The following is an 18,321-nucleotide window of genomic DNA, read 5'->3' as shown; positions in this document are numbered from 1 at the left end:
AACCGCGCGCCGCACCTTCCCACGCTTCTCACGCACTCCCAGACGACTGGAGACAGCCATGGCCATCGAGGTCCGCATCCCCACCATCCTCCGCACCTACACCGAAGGCGAGAAGGCCGTCTCCGGTGAGGGCGCGACCCTCGCCGACCTCTTCGCGGACCTGGAGACCCGTCACAAGGGCATTGAGGAGCGCATTGTCGACGGCGGCCAGCTGCGCCGCTTCGTCAACGTCTACCTCAACGACGAGGACGTCCGCTTCCTCGACGGCATCTCCACCGCCCTCAAGGACGGCGACAGCGTCACCATCCTCCCGGCCGTGGCCGGCGGATCGAAGTAATGCGCTACGACTCCCCGCTGGCCGCGGTCGGCAACACGCCGCTGGTCCGGCTGCCGCGGCTGTCGCCCTCGGACGACGTCCGCATCTGGGCCAAGCTGGAGGACCGCAACCCGACCGGCTCGATCAAGGACCGCCCCGCGCTCCACATGGTCGAGCAGGCGGAGAAGGACGGCCGGCTGTACCCCGGCTGCACCATCCTGGAGCCCACCTCGGGCAACACCGGCATCTCGCTGGCGATGGCGGCCAAGCTCAAGGGCTACCGCATCGTGTGCGTGATGCCGGAGAACACCAGCCAGGAGCGGCGTGACCTGCTGGCCATGTGGGGAGCCGAGATCATCTCGTCGCCGGCCGCCGGCGGCTCGAACACCGCGGTCCGAGTGGCCAAGGAACTGGCCGCCGAGCACCCCGACTGGGTGATGCTCTACCAGTACGGCAACCCGGACAACGCGGGCGCCCACTACGCCACCACGGGCCCGGAGATCCTCACGGACCTCCCCTCCATCACCCACTTCGTGGCGGGCCTGGGCACCACCGGCACCCTCATGGGCGTCGGCCGCTACCTGCGCGAGAACGTGCCAGGCATCAAGATCGTCGCGGCCGAGCCGCGCTACGACGACCTGGTCTACGGACTGCGCAACCTGGACGAGGGCTTCGTACCGGAGCTCTACGACGCCTCCGTGCTCACCACCCGCTTCTCGGTGGGTTCCGCGGACGCCGTGACCCGCACCCGGGAGCTCCTCCAACTGGAGGGGATCTTCGCCGGCGTCTCCACGGGAGCCGCCTTGCACGCGGCGATCGGCGTCGGCCGCAAGGCGGTGGCCGCGGGCGAACCGGCGGACATCGTCTTCGTCGTGGCCGACGGCGGCTGGAAGTACCTGTCGACGGGCGTCTACACGGCCGCGACCACCGAGGAAGCCATCGAGGTCCTCCAGGGCCAACTCTGGGCGTAGCCCCTGCCGCGCCCCTGCCGCGCCCCTGCGGGGTCGCCCACGGGGGTACCGGGTGCGGCGCCGTTTCCCGGGCTCTGCCCGGACCCGGTCCTCAAACGCCGGACGGGCTGAAAGATCAGCCCCGCCGGGGTTCGAGGCGCGGAGTCCGGGGCGGAGCCCCCTGCAGCGGCGCCGCACTGCTAGTCGGACAGCAGCTCCGCGAGCACGGCCGCGTGGCTGGAGCCCGGGTCCTTGACCGCGGTCAGCAGGGTGAGCGGGCCCGCCGCAGCGAGCTCGCGCAGGCGACCGAGCTCCGCCACCGCCCCCGGCTCCGCCAGCTCCGCCTCGTACCGCTGCCGGAACTCCCGCGCCGAACCGCCGTCGTGGAACCACTTCCGCAGCTCCGTCGACGGCGTCACCGCCTTCGGCCACTCGTCCACCCCGGCCACCGCCTTCGCCAGGCCGCGCGGCCACAGCCGGTCCACGAGGACCCGCACCCCGTCCGCCGCCGGCTCCGGCGGGTCGTACACCCGCCGCAGGCGGATCACCGGTTTCCGCGTCACCGCGCGCCTCCCAGACCCTTGACCTCGTCCCACACCGCAGGGTCCAGCACCCCCATTCGGGTGCGGAACTCCCACAACGACACCTCCACCGGCCGGTCCGCCTCCAGGAAGCCCGCCCGGCCTTGCGCCCCGACCGTCCCCGGGGGCAGCGGGATCACCCCGGCCCGCCGGTCGTCGTACTTCCCGGTGATCCACGCGACCCGCGCCCGGTGGCCCCGTACCGAACCCACCGCGAGGACCAGGCACGTACGTCCGTCCGCCAGGGACCACAGCTCACCCGCCTTCGGGTGCGGCGGCGGACCGGTTCCGTGCGCCGGCGGCGTCCGGCGCGGCAGCCCGGAGCGGCCCCCGGCGACCAGCACCAGCAGCGCCACGGCCACCACCGCGGCCACCGCGGGCCACCAGGACGTGTCCATGCTTCGACCGTAGCGGCGCGGGAACGCCCCGGCACGGCAACGCCCGTACCCACCGTCGCTCCCCCGGGTGACAGCGCAGGTGATTCCCCCCACAACGGCCTGCCGCGGAGGAGCGACCGGACGTTTCGCGCCTTACGCTCGACGCACGCACGGCCCGCATTCCGTCCACGGACCGTCCTCGGAGGTTCACGCTCCATGAAGCTCACCGTCGTCGGCTGTTCGGGGTCGTTCCCTTCCGCGGAATCGGCCTGTTCGAGCTACCTCGTCGAGGCCGACGGCTTCCGGCTGCTCCTCGACATGGGCAACGGCGCCCTCGGCGAGCTCCAGCGACACGTCGGCCTCTACGACCTCGACGCGATCTTCCTGAGCCACCTGCACGCCGACCACTGCATCGACATGTGCGCGTACTTCGTCGCCCGCTACTACCGGCACGAGGGCGGCCGCTGCGGCACCATCCCCGTCTACGGGCCCGAGGGCACCGAACGCCGCCTGACCACCGCCTACGACGACGTCCCCGACGAGCGCTCGATGAGCGAGGTCTTCGACTTCCGCACCCTGAAGTCCGGGACCTTCGAGATCGGCCCGCTCCAGATCCGCACCGAGCGGGTCTCCCACCCGGTCGAGGCGTACGGCATCCGCATCGAGCACGGCGGCCGCTCGCTCACGTACTCGGGGGACACCGGCACCTGCCCCGAGCTGGGCCTGCTCGCCGACGGCACCGACCTCTTCCTGTGCGAGTCCTCCTTCACGCACGGCAAGGAGGACATCCCGGGCCTCCACCTGAACGGCCGCCAGGCCGGCGAGTACGCGGCGGGCGGCGGCGTGGGGCGGCTCGTCCTCACCCACATCCCGCCGTGGACCGACCCCGACCAGAACCTCGCCGATGCCCGCGCGGTCTACGACGGGCCGGTCGACCTGGCGTACTCGGGCGCGGTCTACGAGGTCTGACGGCGCCACGACGACGAGGAGCCCCCGCCCTCCCTTCCGGGAGAGCGGGGGCTCCTTCGTTCGTACGGGACCGCCTACTTGGCCTCGGCCTTCAGCAGCTCGGCGAGCTCCTCGTCGGACTCGCGGCCCGGGGTGGGGAGGTTGAACTTGACGATCGCGAAGCGGAAGACGACGTAGTAGACCGCCGCGAAGCAGAGACCGACGCCCGCCAGCATCCAGGGCTTCTCCGCGATGCCCAGGTTCAGCAAGAAGTCGACGAGGCCGGCCGAGAAGCCGAAGCCGTCGCGCATCCCCAGGGCCCAGGTCAGGGCCAGGGAGATACCGGTCAGCACCGCGTGGATCGCGTAGAGCACCGGGGCGATGAACATGAAGGTGAACTCGATCGGCTCGGTCACACCGGTGACGAACGAGGTGAGCGCGAGGGAGAGCATCATGCCGCCGACGACCTTGCGGCGCTCGGGACGGGCGCAGTGGACGATCGCGAGGCAAGCCGCCGGGAGGGCGAACATCATGATCGGGAAGAAGCCGGTCATGAACTGTCCGGCGGTCGGGTCACCGGCGAGGAAGCGGCCGATGTCACCGTGGACGGCGCCGGTCGCGGTGTCGAAGGAGCCGGCCTGGAACCACGGGAAGGAGTTCAGCAGGTGGTGCATGCCGATCGGGATGAGCGCACGGTTGGCGACACCGAAGATGCCCGCGCCGACCGAACCGGAACCGACGAGCCACTCACCGAAGTTGTGCAGACCCGTACCGAGGACCGGCCAGATGAGACCGAAGACGATGCCGGCGAGCAGACCGGCGAGGGCGGAGAGGATCGGGACGAGGCGGCGGCCGCCGAAGAAGCCCGCCCAGTCCGGCAGCTTGGTCCGGTAGAACTTCTGGTAGAGCAGGGCCGTGATGATGCCCATCACGACACCGCCGAGGACACCCGCGTCGACCGTGGCGTCCACCAGGGCGACCTTGTGGTCGATGACCTTCTCGACCTTCGGCAGGTTGCCGTCGGTGAAGGTGGCGAGGACCTTCTTGAAGACCAGGTACCCGGTCACGGCGGCCAGCGCGGTGGAGCCGTCCGACTTCTTGGCGAAGCCGATGGCGATGCCCACGGCGAACAGCAGCGCCATGTTCTCGAGGATGGCGCCACCACCCGCGGCCATGTAGCCGGCGATCTTGGTGACGAACGTGGGGAAGACGTCGGCGTCGCCGAGCATGTCACCCGCACCCAGGCGGAGCAGGAGCGCGCCGGCAGGCAGCACGGCAACGGGGAGCATGAGGCTCCGGCCGATGCGCTGCATGACGGCCATCACGCCAGCGCCCTTCTTCTTTTCCGCCGAGGGGGCGGTAGCCGTGGACACAACTTCCTCCAGTGGGCAAGGCGACGCCAGAGGGAAACGGGGGACGGCGACGTCTCAGATACGGGGGTACGCGGGCTCAGACAGGCCCTCGTGGTCTACACCAATCCGTGGTGTAGACCAGTTGTAACACGGTGAGGGATAGATAAGGAACCTTCGATTTCCTGTGGCCTGGATCACAGTCCCGGGGGTATACCGAAGGGCCCCCGGATCGTGATCCAGGGGCCCTTGACGGACCGTGCGGTAACCCCGCCGGGCCCGGGCTCAAGCCTTGGTGGTCTCCGACTCCATCGCCGCGATCTCCTCGTCCGACTCCCGCCCCGGCGTCGCGAGGTCGAACTTCGTGATCGCGAAACGGAACACCACGTAGTAGACGAGCGCGAAGCACAGGCCGATCGGAATGATCAGCCAGGGCTTCGTCGCCAGGCTCCAGTTGATGACGTAGTCGATCAGACCCGCCGAGAAGCTGAAGCCGTCCTTGACCCCCAACCCCCACGACACCGCCATGGACACACCCGTCAGCACCGCGTGCACCGCGTACAGGGCGGGCGCGACGAAGAGGAAGGAGTACTCCAGCGGCTCGGTGATCCCGGTGACGAACGAGGTCAGGGCCACCGACAGCATCAGACCGCCGACCTCCTTGCGCCGCTGCGGCTTCGCGCAGTGCGTGATCGCCAGCGCCGCCGCCGGCAGCGCGAACATCATGATCGGGAAGAAGCCGGTCAGGAACAGACCCGCGGTCGGGTCGCCGTGCAGGAACATGTTGATGTCGCCGTGGTACGTCTTCCCGTCCGGCGCCGTGTACGACCCGAACTGGAACCAGATCGGCACGTTCAGGAACTGGTGCAGGCCGATCACCAGCAGCGCGCGGTTCGCCACGCCGAAGATGCCGCCGCCCCAAGCACCCAGCCCGCGAAGCCAGTCGGAGAAGCTCTCCAGCGCGTCCCCGACCGGCGGCCAGACCCACAGGCAGAGCGCGGCGAAAGCGATCGCGACGAAGGACATCACGATCGGGACCAGCCGCCGGCCGTTGAAGAAGCCGAGCCAGTCCACCAGCTTCACCCGGTGGTACCGCTGCCAGAAATAGGCCGCCAGAAGGCCCATGATGATGCCGCCGAAAACCCCGGGGTTCTGGTACGTGTACGCCACGAAGGTGTCGTTCGGCCCCAGGCAGCCGCCCCCGATGTCCTTGGTCCCCACGGGGCAGGCCTTCTGGAACGCGTGCAGCACCCCCCGGTAGACGAGGAAGCCCGCCGTGGCCGCGAGGGCGGTCGAACCGTCCGCCTTCTTCGCCATGCCGATGGCCACGCCGATGCAGAAGAGGAGGGGCAGGCCGAGATCGGGATCGAGCAGCGCCCCGCCGGCGCCCGCCATCACCTTGGCGACGTCCGTCCACTGCAGGCCGTCCGCGCCAAAGACGTCCGGCTGCCCCAGTCGCAACAGGATGCCTGCCGCAGGCAGTACGGCGATGGGGAGCTGAAGGCTCCGCCCCATCTTCTGCAGCCCCTGGAACAGGTTGTTCCGCCAATCCGATCGTGGCGCTGCTGCTGCGGAGCTGCTCGCGCTCATCGGCGTCCTCCCTGGCCGGCCCGTTTTGGCTGCCGCAACACTTGCGGCACACTGGTGTAGACCAGTTGTGGGCAGGTTGCTGCTGATCGTCATCATTCGGCAGGGGCCGGTCATGTGCCTGCATAGATGGGCCAACCGTGCGTTACCGTGACGAAGCGGACCGTGCAGGTGGGTAGCCACATACTGGCCGCCGAGACTCGTTCTTCGAAACACTCAGGGAGAAACACATGGCCACCAAGGCTGAGAAGATCGTCGCCGGGCTCGGCGGCATCGAGAACATCGAAGAGGTCGAGGGCTGCATCACCCGCCTGCGCACCGAGGTCATCAACCCCGACCTGGTCGACGAAGCCGCGCTCAAGGCCGCCGGCGCCCACGGCGTCGTCAAGATGGGCACCGCGATCCAGGTCGTCATCGGCACCGACGCCGACCCGATCGCCGCCGACATCGAAGACATGATGTGATCCGGACCCGCTAGCCAGGTCCCGGCAGACCCCTGCAGACCCCGTGCAGACCCCGTCCCGGAAGCCCCGGACGGGGTCTTCGCCTTCCCCCGCAGGGACTAGGCTCGGAGCCATGTCTCGCATTGACGGCCGTACGCCCGAACAGCTCCGCCCGGTCACCATCGAACGCGGATGGAGCAAGCACGCCGAGGGCTCCGTCCTCGTCTCCTTCGGAGACACCAAGGTCTTCTGCACCGCCTCCTTCACCGAAGGCGTCCCGCGCTGGCGCAAGGGCAGCGGCGAAGGCTGGGTCACCTCCGAGTACTCGATGCTGCCCCGCTCCACCAACACCCGCGGCGACCGCGAATCCGTCCGCGGCAAGATCGGCGGCCGCACCCACGAGATCTCCCGCCTGATCGGCCGCTCCCTGCGCGCCGTCATCGACTACAAGGCCCTCGGCGAGAACACCATCGTCCTGGACTGCGACGTCCTCCAGGCCGACGGCGGCACCCGCACCGCCGCCATCACCGGCGCCTACGTCGCCCTGGCCGACGCCGTCGCCTGGGGCCAGAAGAAGAAGTTCATCAAGGCCGGCCGCAAGCCGCTCACCGGCACCGTCGCCGCCGTCAGCGTCGGCATCGTCGACGGCGTCCCGCTCCTCGACCTCTGCTACGAGGAAGACGTGCGCGCCGAGACCGACATGAACGTGGTCTGCACCGGCGACGGCCGCTTCGTCGAGGTCCAGGGCACCGCCGAGGGCGAGCCCTTCGACCGCAAGGAACTGAACGCCCTCCTCGACCTCGCCGCCGGCGGCTGCGCGGACCTGGAAGCCATCCAGCGGGGCGCGCTCGAACTGTAGGCGGCAACCGCCGGGCCCGCCCCGGCGTCCAGGAAGATACGGGCGCACGGTCTCGAAGCCGTGCGCCCGTCCTCGTAGCGTCCAAACCCCCAGGGGGAGAACCGCATGAAGCTCCGCATAGCGGCCGTAGCCGTGGCCGCCGTACTCACCGTCCCGGCCCTGTCCGCCTGCGACGCGATCTCCACGGCGATGGACTGCGCGAACACGGCCGTGGCCATCACGGACGGCGCGAACGACCTCCAGCAGGCCGTTTCCCAAGCGGGCAACAGCCCCCAGGACGCTCAGAACGCGCTCAACCAGATCGAGTCGAACCTGAAGAAGATCGGCGACCAGACGGACAACACCGACCTGGGCAAGGCCATCGATTCGATGAACGCGGCCGTCAAGAACGTCCGCGCCTCGATCGAGAGCGGCAACACCGCCCCGGACATCAGGCCGGTCGCGGACGCGGCGAGCGAGCTCTCCAAGGTCTGCACCCCGGGCTGACCCGGATAATGGCGGCATGACCTCGACGCCCAGCCGCCTCATCCTGGCCACCCGCAACGCGGGCAAAGTCTCCGAACTCCGCGCGATCCTGTCCGACGCCGGCCTGCCGCACGAGCTGGTCGGCGCGGACGCGTACCCCGAGATCCCGGACGTCAAGGAAACCGGCGTCACCTTCGCCGAGAACGCCCTCCTCAAGGCCCACGCCCTGGCCCGCGCCACCGGCCTCCCGGCGGTCGCCGACGACTCGGGACTCTGCGTGGACGTCCTGCACGGCGCCCCCGGCATCTTCTCGGCCCGCTGGGCCGGCACCCACGGCGACGACAAGGCCAACCTGGACCTGCTGCTGGCCCAGCTCGGTGACATCGCCGACGAGAACCGCGGGGCCCACTTCGCGTGCGCGGCGGCCCTGGCCCTCCCGGACGGCACCGAACGCGTCGTCGAGGGCCGCCTCCTCGGCACCCTCCGCCACACTCCGTCCGGCACCGGCGGCTTCGGCTACGACCCGATCCTCCAGCCGCAGGGCGACACCCGCACGTGCGCGGAACTGACCCCGGCGGAGAAGAACGCCATCTCCCACCGCGGCCAGGCCTTCCGCGCCCTGGTCCCCTTCGTCCGCGCCCTCCTGGGCTGAGTCCTGTCGATCCGGCGGGACGCCACTGGATCGCGAACGCTCGAAGGCCCCGTACGCGACAACTGCGTACGGGGCCTTCGGCATGGATGTGCGGTTGGGGGGACTCGAACCCCCACGGGTTTTACCCCACTTGGACCTAAACCAAGCGTGACTGCCAATTCCACCACAACCGCGACATGTTGCCCAATTCGGACATCTCGTCCGTTCGGGCTGCGCTCAGTCTACGGGGATGACCGTGGCCTTGGCACGACGGTTACGGCACCACGTGTCGGTCAGGGAGTGGCAGTTCGGGCACAGGTATCGGAGGTTCTCGCGATGGTTGTCGCGCCAGTCCCCATTGATGTGATCGATCTGGAGGGTGATCGGCTGTCCGCGCCACTCTCCGGTGTTGCCGCACTCTTCGCAAGCGTAGGGCACGCCGATCCCTTGCAGGGCTCGGTGCAGGCGGGGGCGGCGAACGCGTGATGCACCCTCGGGGAGCATGGTCAGGGTGGTGTCGGCGGTGCCGCTCCGCAAGTGTGTCGCCTGTGTGGTTGCCCAGGTGCGCCTCTTGAAGTGGCTGACTTCGAGTTCGAGCCGGGTCACCAGCCGCCGAACGCGTCGATGGTTCACGTCGTTGACCTGCAGGCCGAGAGCGCGCATCAGGTCCGCGTAGCTCAAGGCTCCCGGAACCGCTGCGCGCAGAGCGTCCTCGGAGATCATGACTCGCGTGTTCCGGAAATGGGTGGTGTCGATGTCGTGCGCCTTCAGCATCCTTCCCAAGGCGGCGCGGGAGCGACTGTCGTCCGGCACGCCCAGGGCGCGAGCCGTGCCGCGGACGCTGTCGGCGGAGGCCGCGGCTACCGCAAGCTCCTCCGTGGTGAACGGTAGCTCGACGCCGGCCCGTTGCATGCCGCGAAAATGGCTGATGTCGATGCCGGCGGCGGCTATGCGGCGGACGATGTGCGACAGAGTCCCCGTGGCGGGGGGCGCGCCGAGCTTGACCGCAACCTCACGCAGGGTGGTGGACGTCGCAGCCGCGGCGGCGATGGCCTCGTCGGGGTACTTGCGCCACGGACTTCGCTTCGCGAAATGGCTGGTGTCGATTCCGTAGGTGGTGACGCGCTCCTGCAGCATGCGGCGTCGCCCTCCGCTCTCCTTGAAGCCCAGGCGCCGCATCAGGTCGGCCCAGCCTCTCGACGCGGCCACTGCGGAGGCCAGGGTGTCGCGGTCGTGCGGGTCTCTCATGACGTGGGCCCTCCGTAGAGTTCGGCCGCGCGTGCGGCCCTCGTACGGAGCAACGGCACCGGAAGGCGGACGGTTACGGGTCGATTCGTCCGATAAACGGAACGGCCCGCACCGGGTTGGTGCGGGCCGGTTCGGGAGCCGGGGCGGGGGTCAGAGGCCCAGGTCCTTGATGATCTTGGCTACGTGGCCCGTGGCCTTGACGTTGTAGAAGGCGTGTTCGACCTTGCCCTCCTCGTCGACCACCACCGTGGAGCGGATGACCCCGGTGACCGTCTTGCCGTACAGCTTCTTCTCGCCGTACGCGCCGTACGCCGTCAGCGTCTCCTTGTCCGGGTCGCTGACCAGGGTGACCTTCAGGTCCTCCTTCTCGCGGAACTTCGCCAGCTTCTCCGGCTTGTCCGGAGACACACCGATGACGTCGTAGCCGTGTCCCGTCAGGAAGGACAGGTTGCCCGTGAAATCGCAGGCTTGCTTGGTGCAGCCCGGGGTCAGCGCGGACGGGTAGAAGTAGACGATCACCTTGCGGCCCTTGTGGTCGGCGAGCGAGACCTCGTTGCCGTCCGCATCGGGCAGGGTGAAGGCGGGGGCGGTGTCGCCCGGCTGGAGTCGCTCGCTCATCGTGACACTCTCCTCGGGAGGGGATCGGTATGCCATGAGACTAAGCTGACAGACTGTTCATGGCGGACTACGCCCCACACGACCACGAGGACGACGGAGGCAGCGCGGTGCCGGAAGCCAGGACCCCCGCACAGATCGAGGCGGACATCGTCCGCCGCCGTGAGCAGCTCGCCGAGACGCTCGACGAGATCGGTGTGCGCATGCACCCGAAGACGATCATCGGGGACGCGAAGGCACGGGTCGCCTCGTCCGTCGACGAGACCGCCGGGCGGGCCTTCGCCGCGGTGAACCGGTTCGTGACGGATGTGCGGGACGGTCTGCGCCACGACGACGGGGCTCCGCGCGTCGACCGGATCGTGCCCGTCGCGCTGGTCGCGGTGAGCCTGGTCGGGCTGTTCGTGGTGTCGGCGCGCCGCAAGCGCGGATGACCCTGAGGGGTACGGGACGGGCGCGGGCAGGTAGGTTCGGGGCGTGAGCGAGAACACCACCCACGACAAGCTGCCCATCCGCATGCTGCACGACCGCGTGCTCGTGAAGTCCGATCTGCCGGAGGGCGAGCGGCGCTCGGGCGGCGGCATCCTGATTCCTGCGACGGCCGCGGTGGGCAAGCGGCTGGCCTGGGCCGAGGTGGTCGCGGTCGGGCAGAACGTCCGGACGGTCGAGCCCGGTGACCGGGTGCTGTACGACCCCGAGGACCGTGCCGAGGTCGAGGTGCGCGGTGCGACGTACGTGCTGATGCGCGAGCGGGACCTGCACGCCGTGGCCGCGGAGCGACTGGAGGGGTCGGAGGACTCCACCGGGCTGTACCTCTGAGTCGCTGAGCAAGGGCTGGTGGCCCGGGTCACCAGCCCTTTTCGCGGCCTTTTCGCGGCTTTTTGCTACGGTGGGGGAGAACCCCGACGAGACGCGCCGTACCGGGTACGACAAGACGACGCACCCCGTACCGCTCGTCGTCTCGGAGGTGCCGTCATGGCATGGGTTCTTCTTCTCGTCGCCGGTCTGCTCGAAGTCGGCTGGTCGATCGGCATGAAGTTCACCGAAGGTTTCACCCGGCTGTGGCCCAGTGTGTTCACGGGTGCCGGGATCGTCGCGAGCATGGTGTTGCTGTCGTACGCCGCGAAGACCCTGCCCATCGGTACGGCCTACGGGGTGTGGGTGGGCATCGGTGCCGCCGGCGCGGCCGTGCTCGGTATGGCGGTGTTGGGTGAGCCCGTCACCGCCGCCCGGATCTTCTTCATCTGTCTGTTGCTGGTCGCCGTGGTGGGGCTGAAGGCGACCTCCGGTCACTGACCGGGTGCTGCGGTCATTCCAGGAACGCCGACGGCGGGCGCAGGCCTTCTGCGGGGCCTCCGTCGCTGCCCTGCGCACTGCCCTGGGTGTTGCCCTGGGTGCCCTGGGTGGTGCCGCCCTGGTCGCCGCCCTGGGTGGTGCCGCCGTTGTCTTGGCCGCCGTTGTCCTGGCCTCCGTTCACCGGGCCGCCGTTGTCCTGGCCGCCCTGGTTCTGGCCGCCGTTGTTCTGCCCGCCCTGGTTGCGGCCGCCCGTCGGGTTCGACGGCGAGGGTCGGGCCGGGCGTTCGGGGGTGCTGGGCGAGGGTTCGCCGGGGGTCTCCTGCGGCGGGTTGGATTCCGGGCTGGGCGGCGGTGGGGGCGGTGCGGCGCCGGGCTGGAGTTCCAGGTCGAAGTCGACGGGGTCGGTGCCTTCCAGGGCGGTCTTGGTGTACGCGGCCCAGATCCGGGCGGGGTATCCGCCGCCGCCGATGCGGGCCTCGCCGAGGGCGCCGTAGAGGGATTCCAGGGTTCCGGTGTCCGGGTCCTGGCCCATCATCGAGATCACGGTGACCAGGTCCGGGGTGTAGGCCGCGAACCAGGCCGAGCGGTCGAGTTCGCCGGTGCCGGTCTTGCCCGCGGCCGGGTGGCCGGCGGCGAGGGCGGCCGTGCCGGTGCCGTTGTCCACGACGCTGACCAGCATGGACGTGGTGGTGTCGGCGGCTTCGCGGCTGATGGCCTGGGTGGGGGTGCGCTGGGGGAGGCCGATGGTTTCGCCGCCCTTGGTGATCTTCTCGAGGAAGGTGTAGGGGGTGCGTCGGCCGTGGTCGGCGAGGGTGGCGTAGGCCTGGGTCATGTCCAGGACGCTGGCCTGCAGGGTGCCGAGGGCCATGGCCGGGCCGGGTACGAAGTTGGGGGTGTTCTCGGGGATGCCGAGGTCGATGGCGGTCTTCTTGACCTTGGCGGTGCCGACGTCGACCGCCATCTGTGCGTACACGGCGTTGACGGAGAGGTCGGTGGCGGTGTTGACGGTGATGTTGCCGTAGGAGACCTGGCCCTCGTTCTCGGGGGCGAAGCGGATGCGGCCGCCGACGACCGGGCGTTTGTTGTCGCCGTTGTAGATCGTGTTCGGGGTGATCCGGCGGCCGTCCTGGGTGCGGGAGTCGTTCTCGACGGCGGCGGCGAAGACGAAGGGCTTGAAGGTGGAGGCGACCTGGTAGTCGTGGCGGGTCGCGTTGTTCACGTACTGCTTGGTGTAGTCGATGCCGCCGTACATGGCGAGGACCTTGCCGGTGGCCGGGTCGATGGAGACCCCGCCGGCCCGGACGAGCCGGTCGGCCTTCCGTTTCTCGGGTTCGAGCTTGCTGACCATCTGGTCGTCGACGGCGCCGACGAGGGCGGCCTGGCGGCGTTTGTCGAGGGTGGTGGTGATGCGGTAGCCGCCTTCGGCGAGGGTCTTGTCGTCGAGGATCTCGTTGTCGACGATGTAGTCCTTGATCGCTTCGACGAGGTAGCCGCGCTGGCCGGAGAGACCGGCGGCCGCGCGGACCTTGCCCGGTTCGGGGAACTGCGTCTTCGCGCGTTCGGCGGGGGTCAGCCAGCCCTTCTTGACCATGCCGTCGAGTACGTAGTTCCAGCGGGCGAGGGCGCGGGGGCGGCTCTGGGGGTGGGAGACGACGTCGAAGGCGCTGGGGGAGTTGAGGAGGGTGGCGAGGTAGGCGCCCTCGGCGGTGGTGAGTTTGCCGACGTCCTTGCCGTAGTAGGCCTGGGCGGCGGCCTGGATGCCGTAGGCGTTGCGGCCGAAGTAGCTGGTGTTGAGGTAGCCCTCGAGGATGTAGTTCTTCGACTTCTCGCGGCCGAGTTTGATCGCGATGAAGAACTCTTTGACCTTGCGTTTGATCGTCTGTTCCTGGCCCAAGTAGTAGTTCTTGACGTACTGCTGGGTGATGGTCGAACCGGACTGGGTGCCCTTGCCGGTCGCCGTGTTCCAGGCGGCGCGGAGCATCGCCTTGGGGTCGACCGCCCGTTCGGAGTAGAAGTCCCGGTCCTCGGCGGCCAGTACGGCCTCCTGCACGGTCCGGGGGATCTGTGACAGCGGCACGTTGACGCGGTTGACCTCGCCGTCGCGGGCGATCTGGGAGCCGTCGGAGTAGAGGTAGACGTTGGACTGCGCGGTGGCGGCGGCGTTGGCCGGCGGGATGTCGACCAGCAGGTAGCCGGCCACGAGGGCGCCGCCGATCAGCAGGGCGATGAGCAGGACGGCGCCGAGGACCATGCGCCAGGTGGGTAGGAAGCGGCGCCAGCCGGTCCGTCGGCGCCGGGCCTTCTTCCCCGCTCCGCCCTGATGCGGCCGTTGTTGCGCCTGCTGTTCCTGTGGTGACTGGTGTGGCACCGGCGGTTCTGCCCGTGGCTGCGGTACGTCGGGCGGGGTGTCGGGGTCGCGAGGGGTCCAGCCAGGGGGTGGTGACTGGTCGCTCATCTCCAGGACTCCTCGACGCCGTTCAAAACATCCACTTCTATACCTCATGCTGTCTACCCGATGGCCACTGATTCCGCCCCGGACGGGCATAAATCGGTCGCGTGGCTCGCCCCTCCGTACTAAGCTCGCGCGCTTTGGCCGACGTAGGAACGACGTGGGAAACGGAGGGATACGGTGCGCCGGAGAGTGCGGAACGGAGCGCTTCGGACGACGGGTCTCTACCTGGCGGTCGCGGCGGGCGGATTCAGGCGCTACGCCACCTACGGGACGGCGACCGCGGCCGGGGTGTTCACCAACACCGTGTTCGGGTTCATCGTCGCGTACACGTACATCGCGCTGTGGGACGAGCGGCCCGGACTCGGCGGCTACGACCAGGCGCAGGCGCTGACCTTCGTCTGGATGAGCCAATCGCTGCTCGCCGCCGCCGCCCTGATCGGCGGTGGTTTCCAGGAGGAGCTCCAGGAGCGGATCCGGACGGGCGACATCGCGGTCGACCTCTACCGGCCCGCGGACCTCCAGCTGTGGTGGCTCGCGGCCGATCTGGGCCGGGCGGGCTTCCAGTTGGTGGGTCGCGGGGTGCTGCCGCTGGTGGCGGGGGCGCTGGCGTTCCCGCTGGCGCTGCCCGTCGATCCGTTGCGCTGGCTGCTGTTCCTGGTGTCCGTCCTGCTGGCGCTGGTGGTGAGCTTCGCGCTGCGCTACATGGTGGGGTTGGTGGCCTTCTGGCTGATGGACGGGGCGGGGATCAACATCATGGCCACCGTCGCCTCGATCTTCTTCTCCGGGATGCTGCTGCCGCTGACCGTCTTCCCGGGCGGGTTCGGCGAGTTCGTGCGGACCCTGCCGTGGGCGGCGATGTTGCAGGTGCCGATGGACGTCCTGCTGGGCGAGCACGCGGGGGCCGGGGGCGCGGCCGCGGCGCTGGGCTTCCAAGCCGTGTGGGCGCTCGTACTGCTGGGAACAGGGCGGCTGTTGCAGTCGGCCGCGACACGGAAGGTGGTGGTCCAGGGTGGCTGAGGCCGAGGCGGGGGCCGGGGCCGGGCTGGAGGCGGTACCGGCGCGTGCACCGGACCGGGAGCGGGATCAGGACCGGGATCAGGATCGGGGCCGCGCGCGGGAGCGGGCGCGGGACCGGGAGGCCGCGGTGGCCGGGGCGCCTCGGCGCGGCCCGACGATCGAGGGGCTGCGCGGCTACTGCCTGATCGTGGGCATGTGGATCCGCTCCACGATGACGTACCGGACGTCGTTCGTCCTGACGACCTTGGGGCAGGCGGTGATCACCCTCCTGGACTTCGTCGCGATCTACATCATGTTCTCCCACGTGGACGCCCTCGGCGGCTTCGCCCTGCCCGAGATCGCCCTGCTGTACGGGTCCTGCTCGGCCTCCCTGGGCCTGGCGGACCTGCTGCTCGGGAACACCGACAAGATCGGCGCCCGGATCCGCGACGGCTCGCTCGACACGATGCTGGTGCGGCCGGTCCCGGTGCTCGCGCAGGTCGCGGCGGACCGGTTCGCGCTGCGCCGGCTGGGCCGGATCGGGCAGGGGGTCGGGGTGATGGGCTGGGCGCTCTGGTCCCTGGACGTGGACTGGACGGTCGGGAAGGTGCTGCTGGTGCCCGTGATGGTGCTCGCCGGGGCGGCCATCTTCGCGGCCGTGCTGGTCACCGGGGCGGCCTTCCAGTTCGTGTCCGGGGACGCGGCCGAAGTCCAGAACTCCTTCACCTACGGCGGCTGCCAGATGCTGCAGTACCCGCCGACGGTCTTCGCGAAGGACCTGCTGCGCGGGGTGACCTTCATCGTCCCGCTGGCCTTCGTCAACTGGCTGCCGGCGCTGCACGTGTTGGGGCGTCCCGATCCGCTGGGCCTGCCCGGGTGGGTCGCGTACCTGAGCCCGCTGGTGGCCTTCGTGGTGTTCCTGCCCGCGTCGCTGGCGTGGCGCGCGGGAGTCCGTTCGTACCGAAGCACGGGGAGCTAGAGCTGTGGCGGATGCGCTGATCTCGTTGGACGGGGTCGAGAAGGTCTTTGACGTACGGCGCCGGGTGAGCCGGATGCGCCGGGAGAAACGCCAGGTCAGGGCGGTGGACGGGATCAGCTTCGAGGTCGCCCGGGGCGAGATGGTCGGCTACATCGGGCCCAACGGCGCCGGGAAGTCGACCACGATCAAGATGCTGACGGGAATCCTGACCCCGAGCGGCGGCCGGCTGCGGGTCGCGGGCATCGACCCGGCGCGGGAGCGGATGCGGCTCGCGCACCGGATCGGGGTGGTGTTCGGGCAGCGCACGACGCTGTGGTGGGACCTCCCGCTGAAGGACTCGTACGGGCTGATGCGGCGGCTGTACCGGGTGCCGAGGGCGCGGTTCGAGGAGAACCTGGAGCGCTGCGTGGAGCGGCTCGACCTGGCCGATTTGTTGGACGTGCCGGTACGGCAGTTGTCGCTGGGGCAGCGGATGCGCGGGGACATCGCGGCGGCGCTGCTGCACGACCCGGAGGTGCTGTACCTGGACGAGCCGACGATCGGGCTCGACGTGGTGAGCAAGGCGAAGGTACGGGGTTTCCTGCGGCAGCTGAACGAGGAACTCGGCACGACCGTGCTCCTCACCACGCACGACCTCCAGGACATCGAGCAGCTGTGCGAGCGGGTGATGGTGATCGACCACGGGCGGTTGATGTACGACGGGCCGCTGGGCGGGCTGCACGAGGCGGGGTCGGCGGGGGAGAGCGAGCGGACGCTCGTGGTGGACCTGGAGCGGGAGCTCGCGCCGATCAGTGTGGCGGGGGCGCGGGTGGTGAAGGTGGAGGGGCCGCGGCAGTGGCTGGCGTTCCCGGCGGGGGCGTCGGCGGCGCCGCTGGTTGCGGCGGTTGCGGCGGACTACCCGCTGGTGGACCTGTCGGTACGTGAGCCGGACATCGAGGACGTGATCGCGCGGATGTACGCGGGACGCGGCTGACGCTTCCCGGAGTCCCCGCCCGCATCAGGGGAAAGCCGGGGAAGATCCGGGGCGATCTCAGGGGCTCGGCCATACAACTCCCCGACGAACCTGCATAGTCTGGTCCGCATGAGTGACGAGCGGCCGGAGAAGCCGTTGCCGGAGCTGAGGGCGTCGGACGCCGACCGGGACCGGGTGGTGGAGCGTCTGCGGGACGCCGTCGCCGAGGGCCGGCTGGACATGGAGGAGTTCGAGGAGCGGCTCGACGCGGCGTACAAGTCGCGGACGTACGCGGAACTGGAACCGCTGACGCGGGACCTGCCGGCGCCGGCCGGCGGGCCGGTGGGCGGGCCGGTGGCTGCGCCGACGGCGGCGGCCGAGCCCTGGACGGGCCGGATCGGCGGCGGAGGCAGCTCGGCGACGGCCGTCGCGGTCATGTCGGGCTTCCAGCGCAAGGGCCGGTGGACGGTGCCGGCGCGGTTCGACGCGGTGGCGTTCTGGGGCGGCGGGGAGCTGGACCTGCGCGAGGCGGACTTCGCACAGCGCGAGGTGGTGATCAACTGCGTCGCGATCATGGGCGGCATCGAGATCACGGTGCCGCCGGGGGTGGAACTGGACGTCCGGGGCTTCGGCTTCATGGGCGCCTTCGACCAGCGCGACAACCCGGGCCCGTTCGAGCCGGGCGCGCCGCGGGTGGTCGTGACGGGCTTCGCCTTCTGGGGCGGCGTGGAGATCAAGGTCAAGCAGCGCAAACGCCGCCTGGGCGGCCCGTCCCTCCGCAAGGAGCTGTAGCCCTTCGACTCCCGCCGGGGTCGCTGGGCGATGCTCGGCTCTGGCCGGTCGGTGGTGTCGGGGCTTGGCCCCGTCTCCTGCGCCTCAAGCGCCGGCGGGGCTGGGTGGTGTGGGGCGGTGCGGGGTCGCTGCGCGGTGCTCGGCTGTGGCTGGTCGGTGGTGTCGGGGCTTGGCCCCGTCTCCTGCGCCTCAAGCGCCGGCGGGGCTGGGTGGTGTGGGGCGGTGCGGGGTCGCTGCGCGGTGCTTGGCTGTGGCTGGTCGGTGGTGTCGGGGCTTGGCCCCGTCCCCTGCGCCTCAAGCGCCGGCGGGGCTGGGTGGTGTGGGGCGGTGCGGGGTCGCTGCGCAGTGCTTGGCTGTGGCTGGTCGGTGGTGTCGGGGCTTGGCCCCGTCCCGTGCGCCTCAAGCGCCGGCGGGGCTGGGTGGTGTGGGGCGGTGCCCCGCCGGAGTGTCTCCTCGGCTCGCGCGGTACGGCATGTCGCGGTGGTGCT

Annotated in this window: 20 protein-coding genes, 1 tRNA gene, 1 pseudogene and 1 riboswitch; of the genes and pseudogenes, 14 read left to right on the top strand and 8 right to left on the bottom strand. The window is 70.0% G+C overall.

The features are described 5' to 3' along the window. The first annotated feature begins 58 nt into the window (after positions 1-58). Entirely contained in the window at positions 59-337 is a 279-nt protein-coding gene (locus ACIQK6_RS35010) for a MoaD/ThiS family protein (RefSeq protein ID WP_030010597.1), read from the top strand. Next, a complete protein-coding gene (locus ACIQK6_RS35005; RefSeq protein WP_329101569.1) occupies positions 337-1,287 on the top strand; it encodes a cysteine synthase in 951 nt (316 codons plus the stop codon). Before ACIQK6_RS35010 ends, ACIQK6_RS35005 begins: the two co-directional genes overlap by 1 nt. Before the next feature lie 179 nt (positions 1,288-1,466). On the opposite strand, the gene ACIQK6_RS35000 is transcribed toward ACIQK6_RS35005, so the two are convergent. Together ACIQK6_RS35000 and ACIQK6_RS34995 are read right to left on the bottom strand one after the other, a co-directional pair. After that, positions 1,467-1,829, bottom strand: coding sequence for a DUF488 family protein (locus ACIQK6_RS35000; protein ID WP_329101571.1), 363 nt, complete (start codon positions 1,827-1,829; stop codon positions 1,467-1,469). Then, the gene (locus ACIQK6_RS34995) at positions 1,826-2,245 is read right to left on the bottom strand and encodes a hypothetical protein (RefSeq protein WP_329101573.1); all 420 of its coding nucleotides are present in this window, start codon (positions 2,243-2,245) and stop codon (positions 1,826-1,828) included. The genes ACIQK6_RS35000 and ACIQK6_RS34995 overlap by 4 nt, the downstream gene beginning before the upstream one ends. A gap of 195 nt (positions 2,246-2,440) precedes the next feature. Between ACIQK6_RS34995 and ACIQK6_RS34990 the strand changes: the two genes are divergently transcribed. Continuing rightward, a complete protein-coding gene (locus tag ACIQK6_RS34990; protein WP_402696587.1) occupies positions 2,441-3,193 on the top strand; it encodes an MBL fold metallo-hydrolase in 753 nt (250 codons plus the stop codon). Between the two features lie 74 nt (positions 3,194-3,267). Here ACIQK6_RS34990 and ACIQK6_RS34985 read toward each other — a convergent pair whose 3' ends face one another. Both ACIQK6_RS34985 and ACIQK6_RS34980 read right to left on the bottom strand, forming a co-directional pair. Then, on the bottom strand, positions 3,268-4,545 hold the full coding sequence (locus ACIQK6_RS34985; RefSeq protein ID WP_402696585.1) for a PTS transporter subunit EIIC: 1,278 nt from the start codon (positions 4,543-4,545) through the stop codon (positions 3,268-3,270). Between the two features lie 261 nt (positions 4,546-4,806). Next, positions 4,807-6,111 (bottom strand): PTS transporter subunit EIIC, encoded by a 1,305-nt coding sequence (locus tag ACIQK6_RS34980; protein ID WP_329101577.1) that lies wholly within the window; start codon positions 6,109-6,111, stop codon positions 4,807-4,809. Positions 6,112-6,329: 218 nt separating this feature from the next. On the opposite strand from ACIQK6_RS34980, the pseudogene ACIQK6_RS34975 reads away from it, so the two are divergent. The 4 genes and pseudogenes from ACIQK6_RS34975 to rdgB form a co-directional block, all read left to right on the top strand. After that, positions 6,330-6,572, top strand: a pseudogene (locus ACIQK6_RS34975) (glucose PTS transporter subunit EIIB); the annotation flags it as partial. Positions 6,573-6,684: 112 nt separating this feature from the next. Then, positions 6,685-7,410, top strand: a complete 726-nt coding sequence (gene rph, locus ACIQK6_RS34970) for a ribonuclease PH (protein ID WP_030009028.1) — start codon at positions 6,685-6,687, stop codon at positions 7,408-7,410. Between the two features lie 105 nt (positions 7,411-7,515). Then, positions 7,516-7,896, top strand: a complete 381-nt coding sequence (locus ACIQK6_RS34965; RefSeq protein WP_402696582.1) for a hypothetical protein — start codon at positions 7,516-7,518, stop codon at positions 7,894-7,896. Positions 7,897-7,912: 16 nt separating this feature from the next. Then, the gene (gene rdgB / locus ACIQK6_RS34960; protein ID WP_030009030.1) at positions 7,913-8,527 is read left to right on the top strand and encodes an RdgB/HAM1 family non-canonical purine NTP pyrophosphatase; all 615 of its coding nucleotides are present in this window, start codon (positions 7,913-7,915) and stop codon (positions 8,525-8,527) included. Positions 8,528-8,616: 89 nt separating this feature from the next. Here rdgB and ACIQK6_RS34955 read toward each other — a convergent pair. From ACIQK6_RS34955 to bcp, 3 genes are all read right to left on the bottom strand, one after another. Further along, a tRNA-Leu gene (locus ACIQK6_RS34955) sits at positions 8,617-8,700 on the bottom strand. 43 nt (positions 8,701-8,743) lie between these two features. Next, positions 8,744-9,754: an HNH endonuclease gene (locus ACIQK6_RS34950; protein ID WP_402696580.1), complete on the bottom strand. Its 1,011-nt coding sequence runs from the start codon at positions 9,752-9,754 to the stop codon at positions 8,744-8,746. 150 nt (positions 9,755-9,904) lie between these two features. Beyond that, a complete protein-coding gene (gene bcp, locus ACIQK6_RS34945; protein ID WP_402696578.1) occupies positions 9,905-10,372 on the bottom strand; it encodes a thioredoxin-dependent thiol peroxidase in 468 nt (155 codons plus the stop codon). Positions 10,373-10,479: 107 nt separating this feature from the next. On the opposite strand from bcp, the gene ACIQK6_RS34940 reads away from it, so the two are divergent. The 3 genes from ACIQK6_RS34940 (at position 10,480) to ACIQK6_RS34930 (ending at position 11,662) form a co-directional block, all read left to right on the top strand. Then, entirely contained in the window at positions 10,480-10,800 is a 321-nt protein-coding gene (locus ACIQK6_RS34940; protein ID WP_329107909.1) for a DUF3618 domain-containing protein, read from the top strand. A gap of 43 nt (positions 10,801-10,843) precedes the next feature. Further along, positions 10,844-11,185, top strand: coding sequence for a co-chaperone GroES (locus ACIQK6_RS34935; RefSeq protein ID WP_030009035.1), 342 nt, complete (start codon positions 10,844-10,846; stop codon positions 11,183-11,185). A 54-nt stretch (positions 11,186-11,239) separates the two neighbouring features. Next, positions 11,240-11,310, top strand: a riboswitch (guanidine-III (ykkC-III) riboswitch). Positions 11,311-11,341: 31 nt separating this feature from the next. Then, on the top strand, positions 11,342-11,662 hold the full coding sequence (locus ACIQK6_RS34930; RefSeq protein ID WP_030158619.1) for a multidrug efflux SMR transporter: 321 nt from the start codon (positions 11,342-11,344) through the stop codon (positions 11,660-11,662). Positions 11,663-11,675: 13 nt separating this feature from the next. On the opposite strand, the gene ACIQK6_RS34925 is transcribed toward ACIQK6_RS34930, so the two are convergent. Continuing rightward, on the bottom strand, positions 11,676-14,117 hold the full coding sequence (locus tag ACIQK6_RS34925; protein WP_402696576.1) for a transglycosylase domain-containing protein: 2,442 nt from the start codon (positions 14,115-14,117) through the stop codon (positions 11,676-11,678). Between the two features lie 186 nt (positions 14,118-14,303). Between ACIQK6_RS34925 and ACIQK6_RS34920 the strand changes: the two genes are divergently transcribed. From ACIQK6_RS34920 to ACIQK6_RS34905, 4 genes are all read left to right on the top strand, one after another. Beyond that, on the top strand, positions 14,304-15,131 hold the full coding sequence (locus ACIQK6_RS34920; RefSeq protein ID WP_329101584.1) for an ABC-2 family transporter protein: 828 nt from the start codon (positions 14,304-14,306) through the stop codon (positions 15,129-15,131). Between the two features lie 127 nt (positions 15,132-15,258). Next, positions 15,259-16,089: an ABC transporter permease gene (locus ACIQK6_RS34915; protein ID WP_402696638.1), complete on the top strand. Its 831-nt coding sequence runs from the start codon at positions 15,259-15,261 to the stop codon at positions 16,087-16,089. Between the two features lie 4 nt (positions 16,090-16,093). Further along, positions 16,094-17,062, top strand: coding sequence for an ATP-binding cassette domain-containing protein (locus ACIQK6_RS34910; RefSeq protein ID WP_402696574.1), 969 nt, complete (start codon positions 16,094-16,096; stop codon positions 17,060-17,062). A 108-nt stretch (positions 17,063-17,170) separates the two neighbouring features. Further along, positions 17,171-17,833: a DUF1707 domain-containing protein gene (locus ACIQK6_RS34905; RefSeq protein ID WP_329101645.1), complete on the top strand. Its 663-nt coding sequence runs from the start codon at positions 17,171-17,173 to the stop codon at positions 17,831-17,833. Positions 17,834-18,321: the final 488 nt, after the last annotated feature.

This window comes from Streptomyces sp. NPDC091682 (assembly GCF_044756625.1).
Classification (GTDB): Bacteria; Actinomycetota; Actinomycetes; order Streptomycetales; family Streptomycetaceae; genus Streptomyces.
The sequence above is the reverse complement of the archived record's forward strand: the minus strand, read 5'-3'. Positions and strand labels throughout refer to the sequence as shown.

Excerpts from the sequence above, each read along its gene's own strand:
- ACIQK6_RS34925 (WP_402696576.1), bottom strand. The coding sequence starts at position 14,117 with ATGAGCGACCAGTCACCACCCCCTGGCTGGACCCCTCGCGACCCCGAC.
- ACIQK6_RS34965 (WP_402696582.1), top strand. The coding sequence starts at position 7,516 with ATGAAGCTCCGCATAGCGGCCGTAGCCGTGGCCGCCGTACTCACCGTC.
- bcp (WP_402696578.1), bottom strand. The coding sequence starts at position 10,372 with ATGAGCGAGCGACTCCAGCCGGGCGACACCGCCCCCGCCTTCACCCTG.
- ACIQK6_RS34930 (WP_030158619.1), top strand. The coding sequence starts at position 11,342 with ATGGCATGGGTTCTTCTTCTCGTCGCCGGTCTGCTCGAAGTCGGCTGG.
- ACIQK6_RS34990 (WP_402696587.1), top strand. The coding sequence starts at position 2,441 with ATGAAGCTCACCGTCGTCGGCTGTTCGGGGTCGTTCCCTTCCGCGGAA.
- ACIQK6_RS35005 (WP_329101569.1), top strand. The coding sequence starts at position 337 with ATGCGCTACGACTCCCCGCTGGCCGCGGTCGGCAACACGCCGCTGGTC.
- rdgB (WP_030009030.1), top strand. The coding sequence starts at position 7,913 with ATGACCTCGACGCCCAGCCGCCTCATCCTGGCCACCCGCAACGCGGGC.
- rph (WP_030009028.1), top strand. The coding sequence starts at position 6,685 with ATGTCTCGCATTGACGGCCGTACGCCCGAACAGCTCCGCCCGGTCACC.
- ACIQK6_RS34995 (WP_329101573.1), bottom strand. The coding sequence starts at position 2,245 with ATGGACACGTCCTGGTGGCCCGCGGTGGCCGCGGTGGTGGCCGTGGCG.
- ACIQK6_RS34950 (WP_402696580.1), bottom strand. The coding sequence starts at position 9,754 with ATGAGAGACCCGCACGACCGCGACACCCTGGCCTCCGCAGTGGCCGCG.
- ACIQK6_RS34905 (WP_329101645.1), top strand. The coding sequence starts at position 17,171 with ATGAGTGACGAGCGGCCGGAGAAGCCGTTGCCGGAGCTGAGGGCGTCG.
- ACIQK6_RS34980 (WP_329101577.1), bottom strand. The coding sequence starts at position 6,111 with ATGAGCGCGAGCAGCTCCGCAGCAGCAGCGCCACGATCGGATTGGCGG.
- ACIQK6_RS35010 (WP_030010597.1), top strand. The coding sequence starts at position 59 with ATGGCCATCGAGGTCCGCATCCCCACCATCCTCCGCACCTACACCGAA.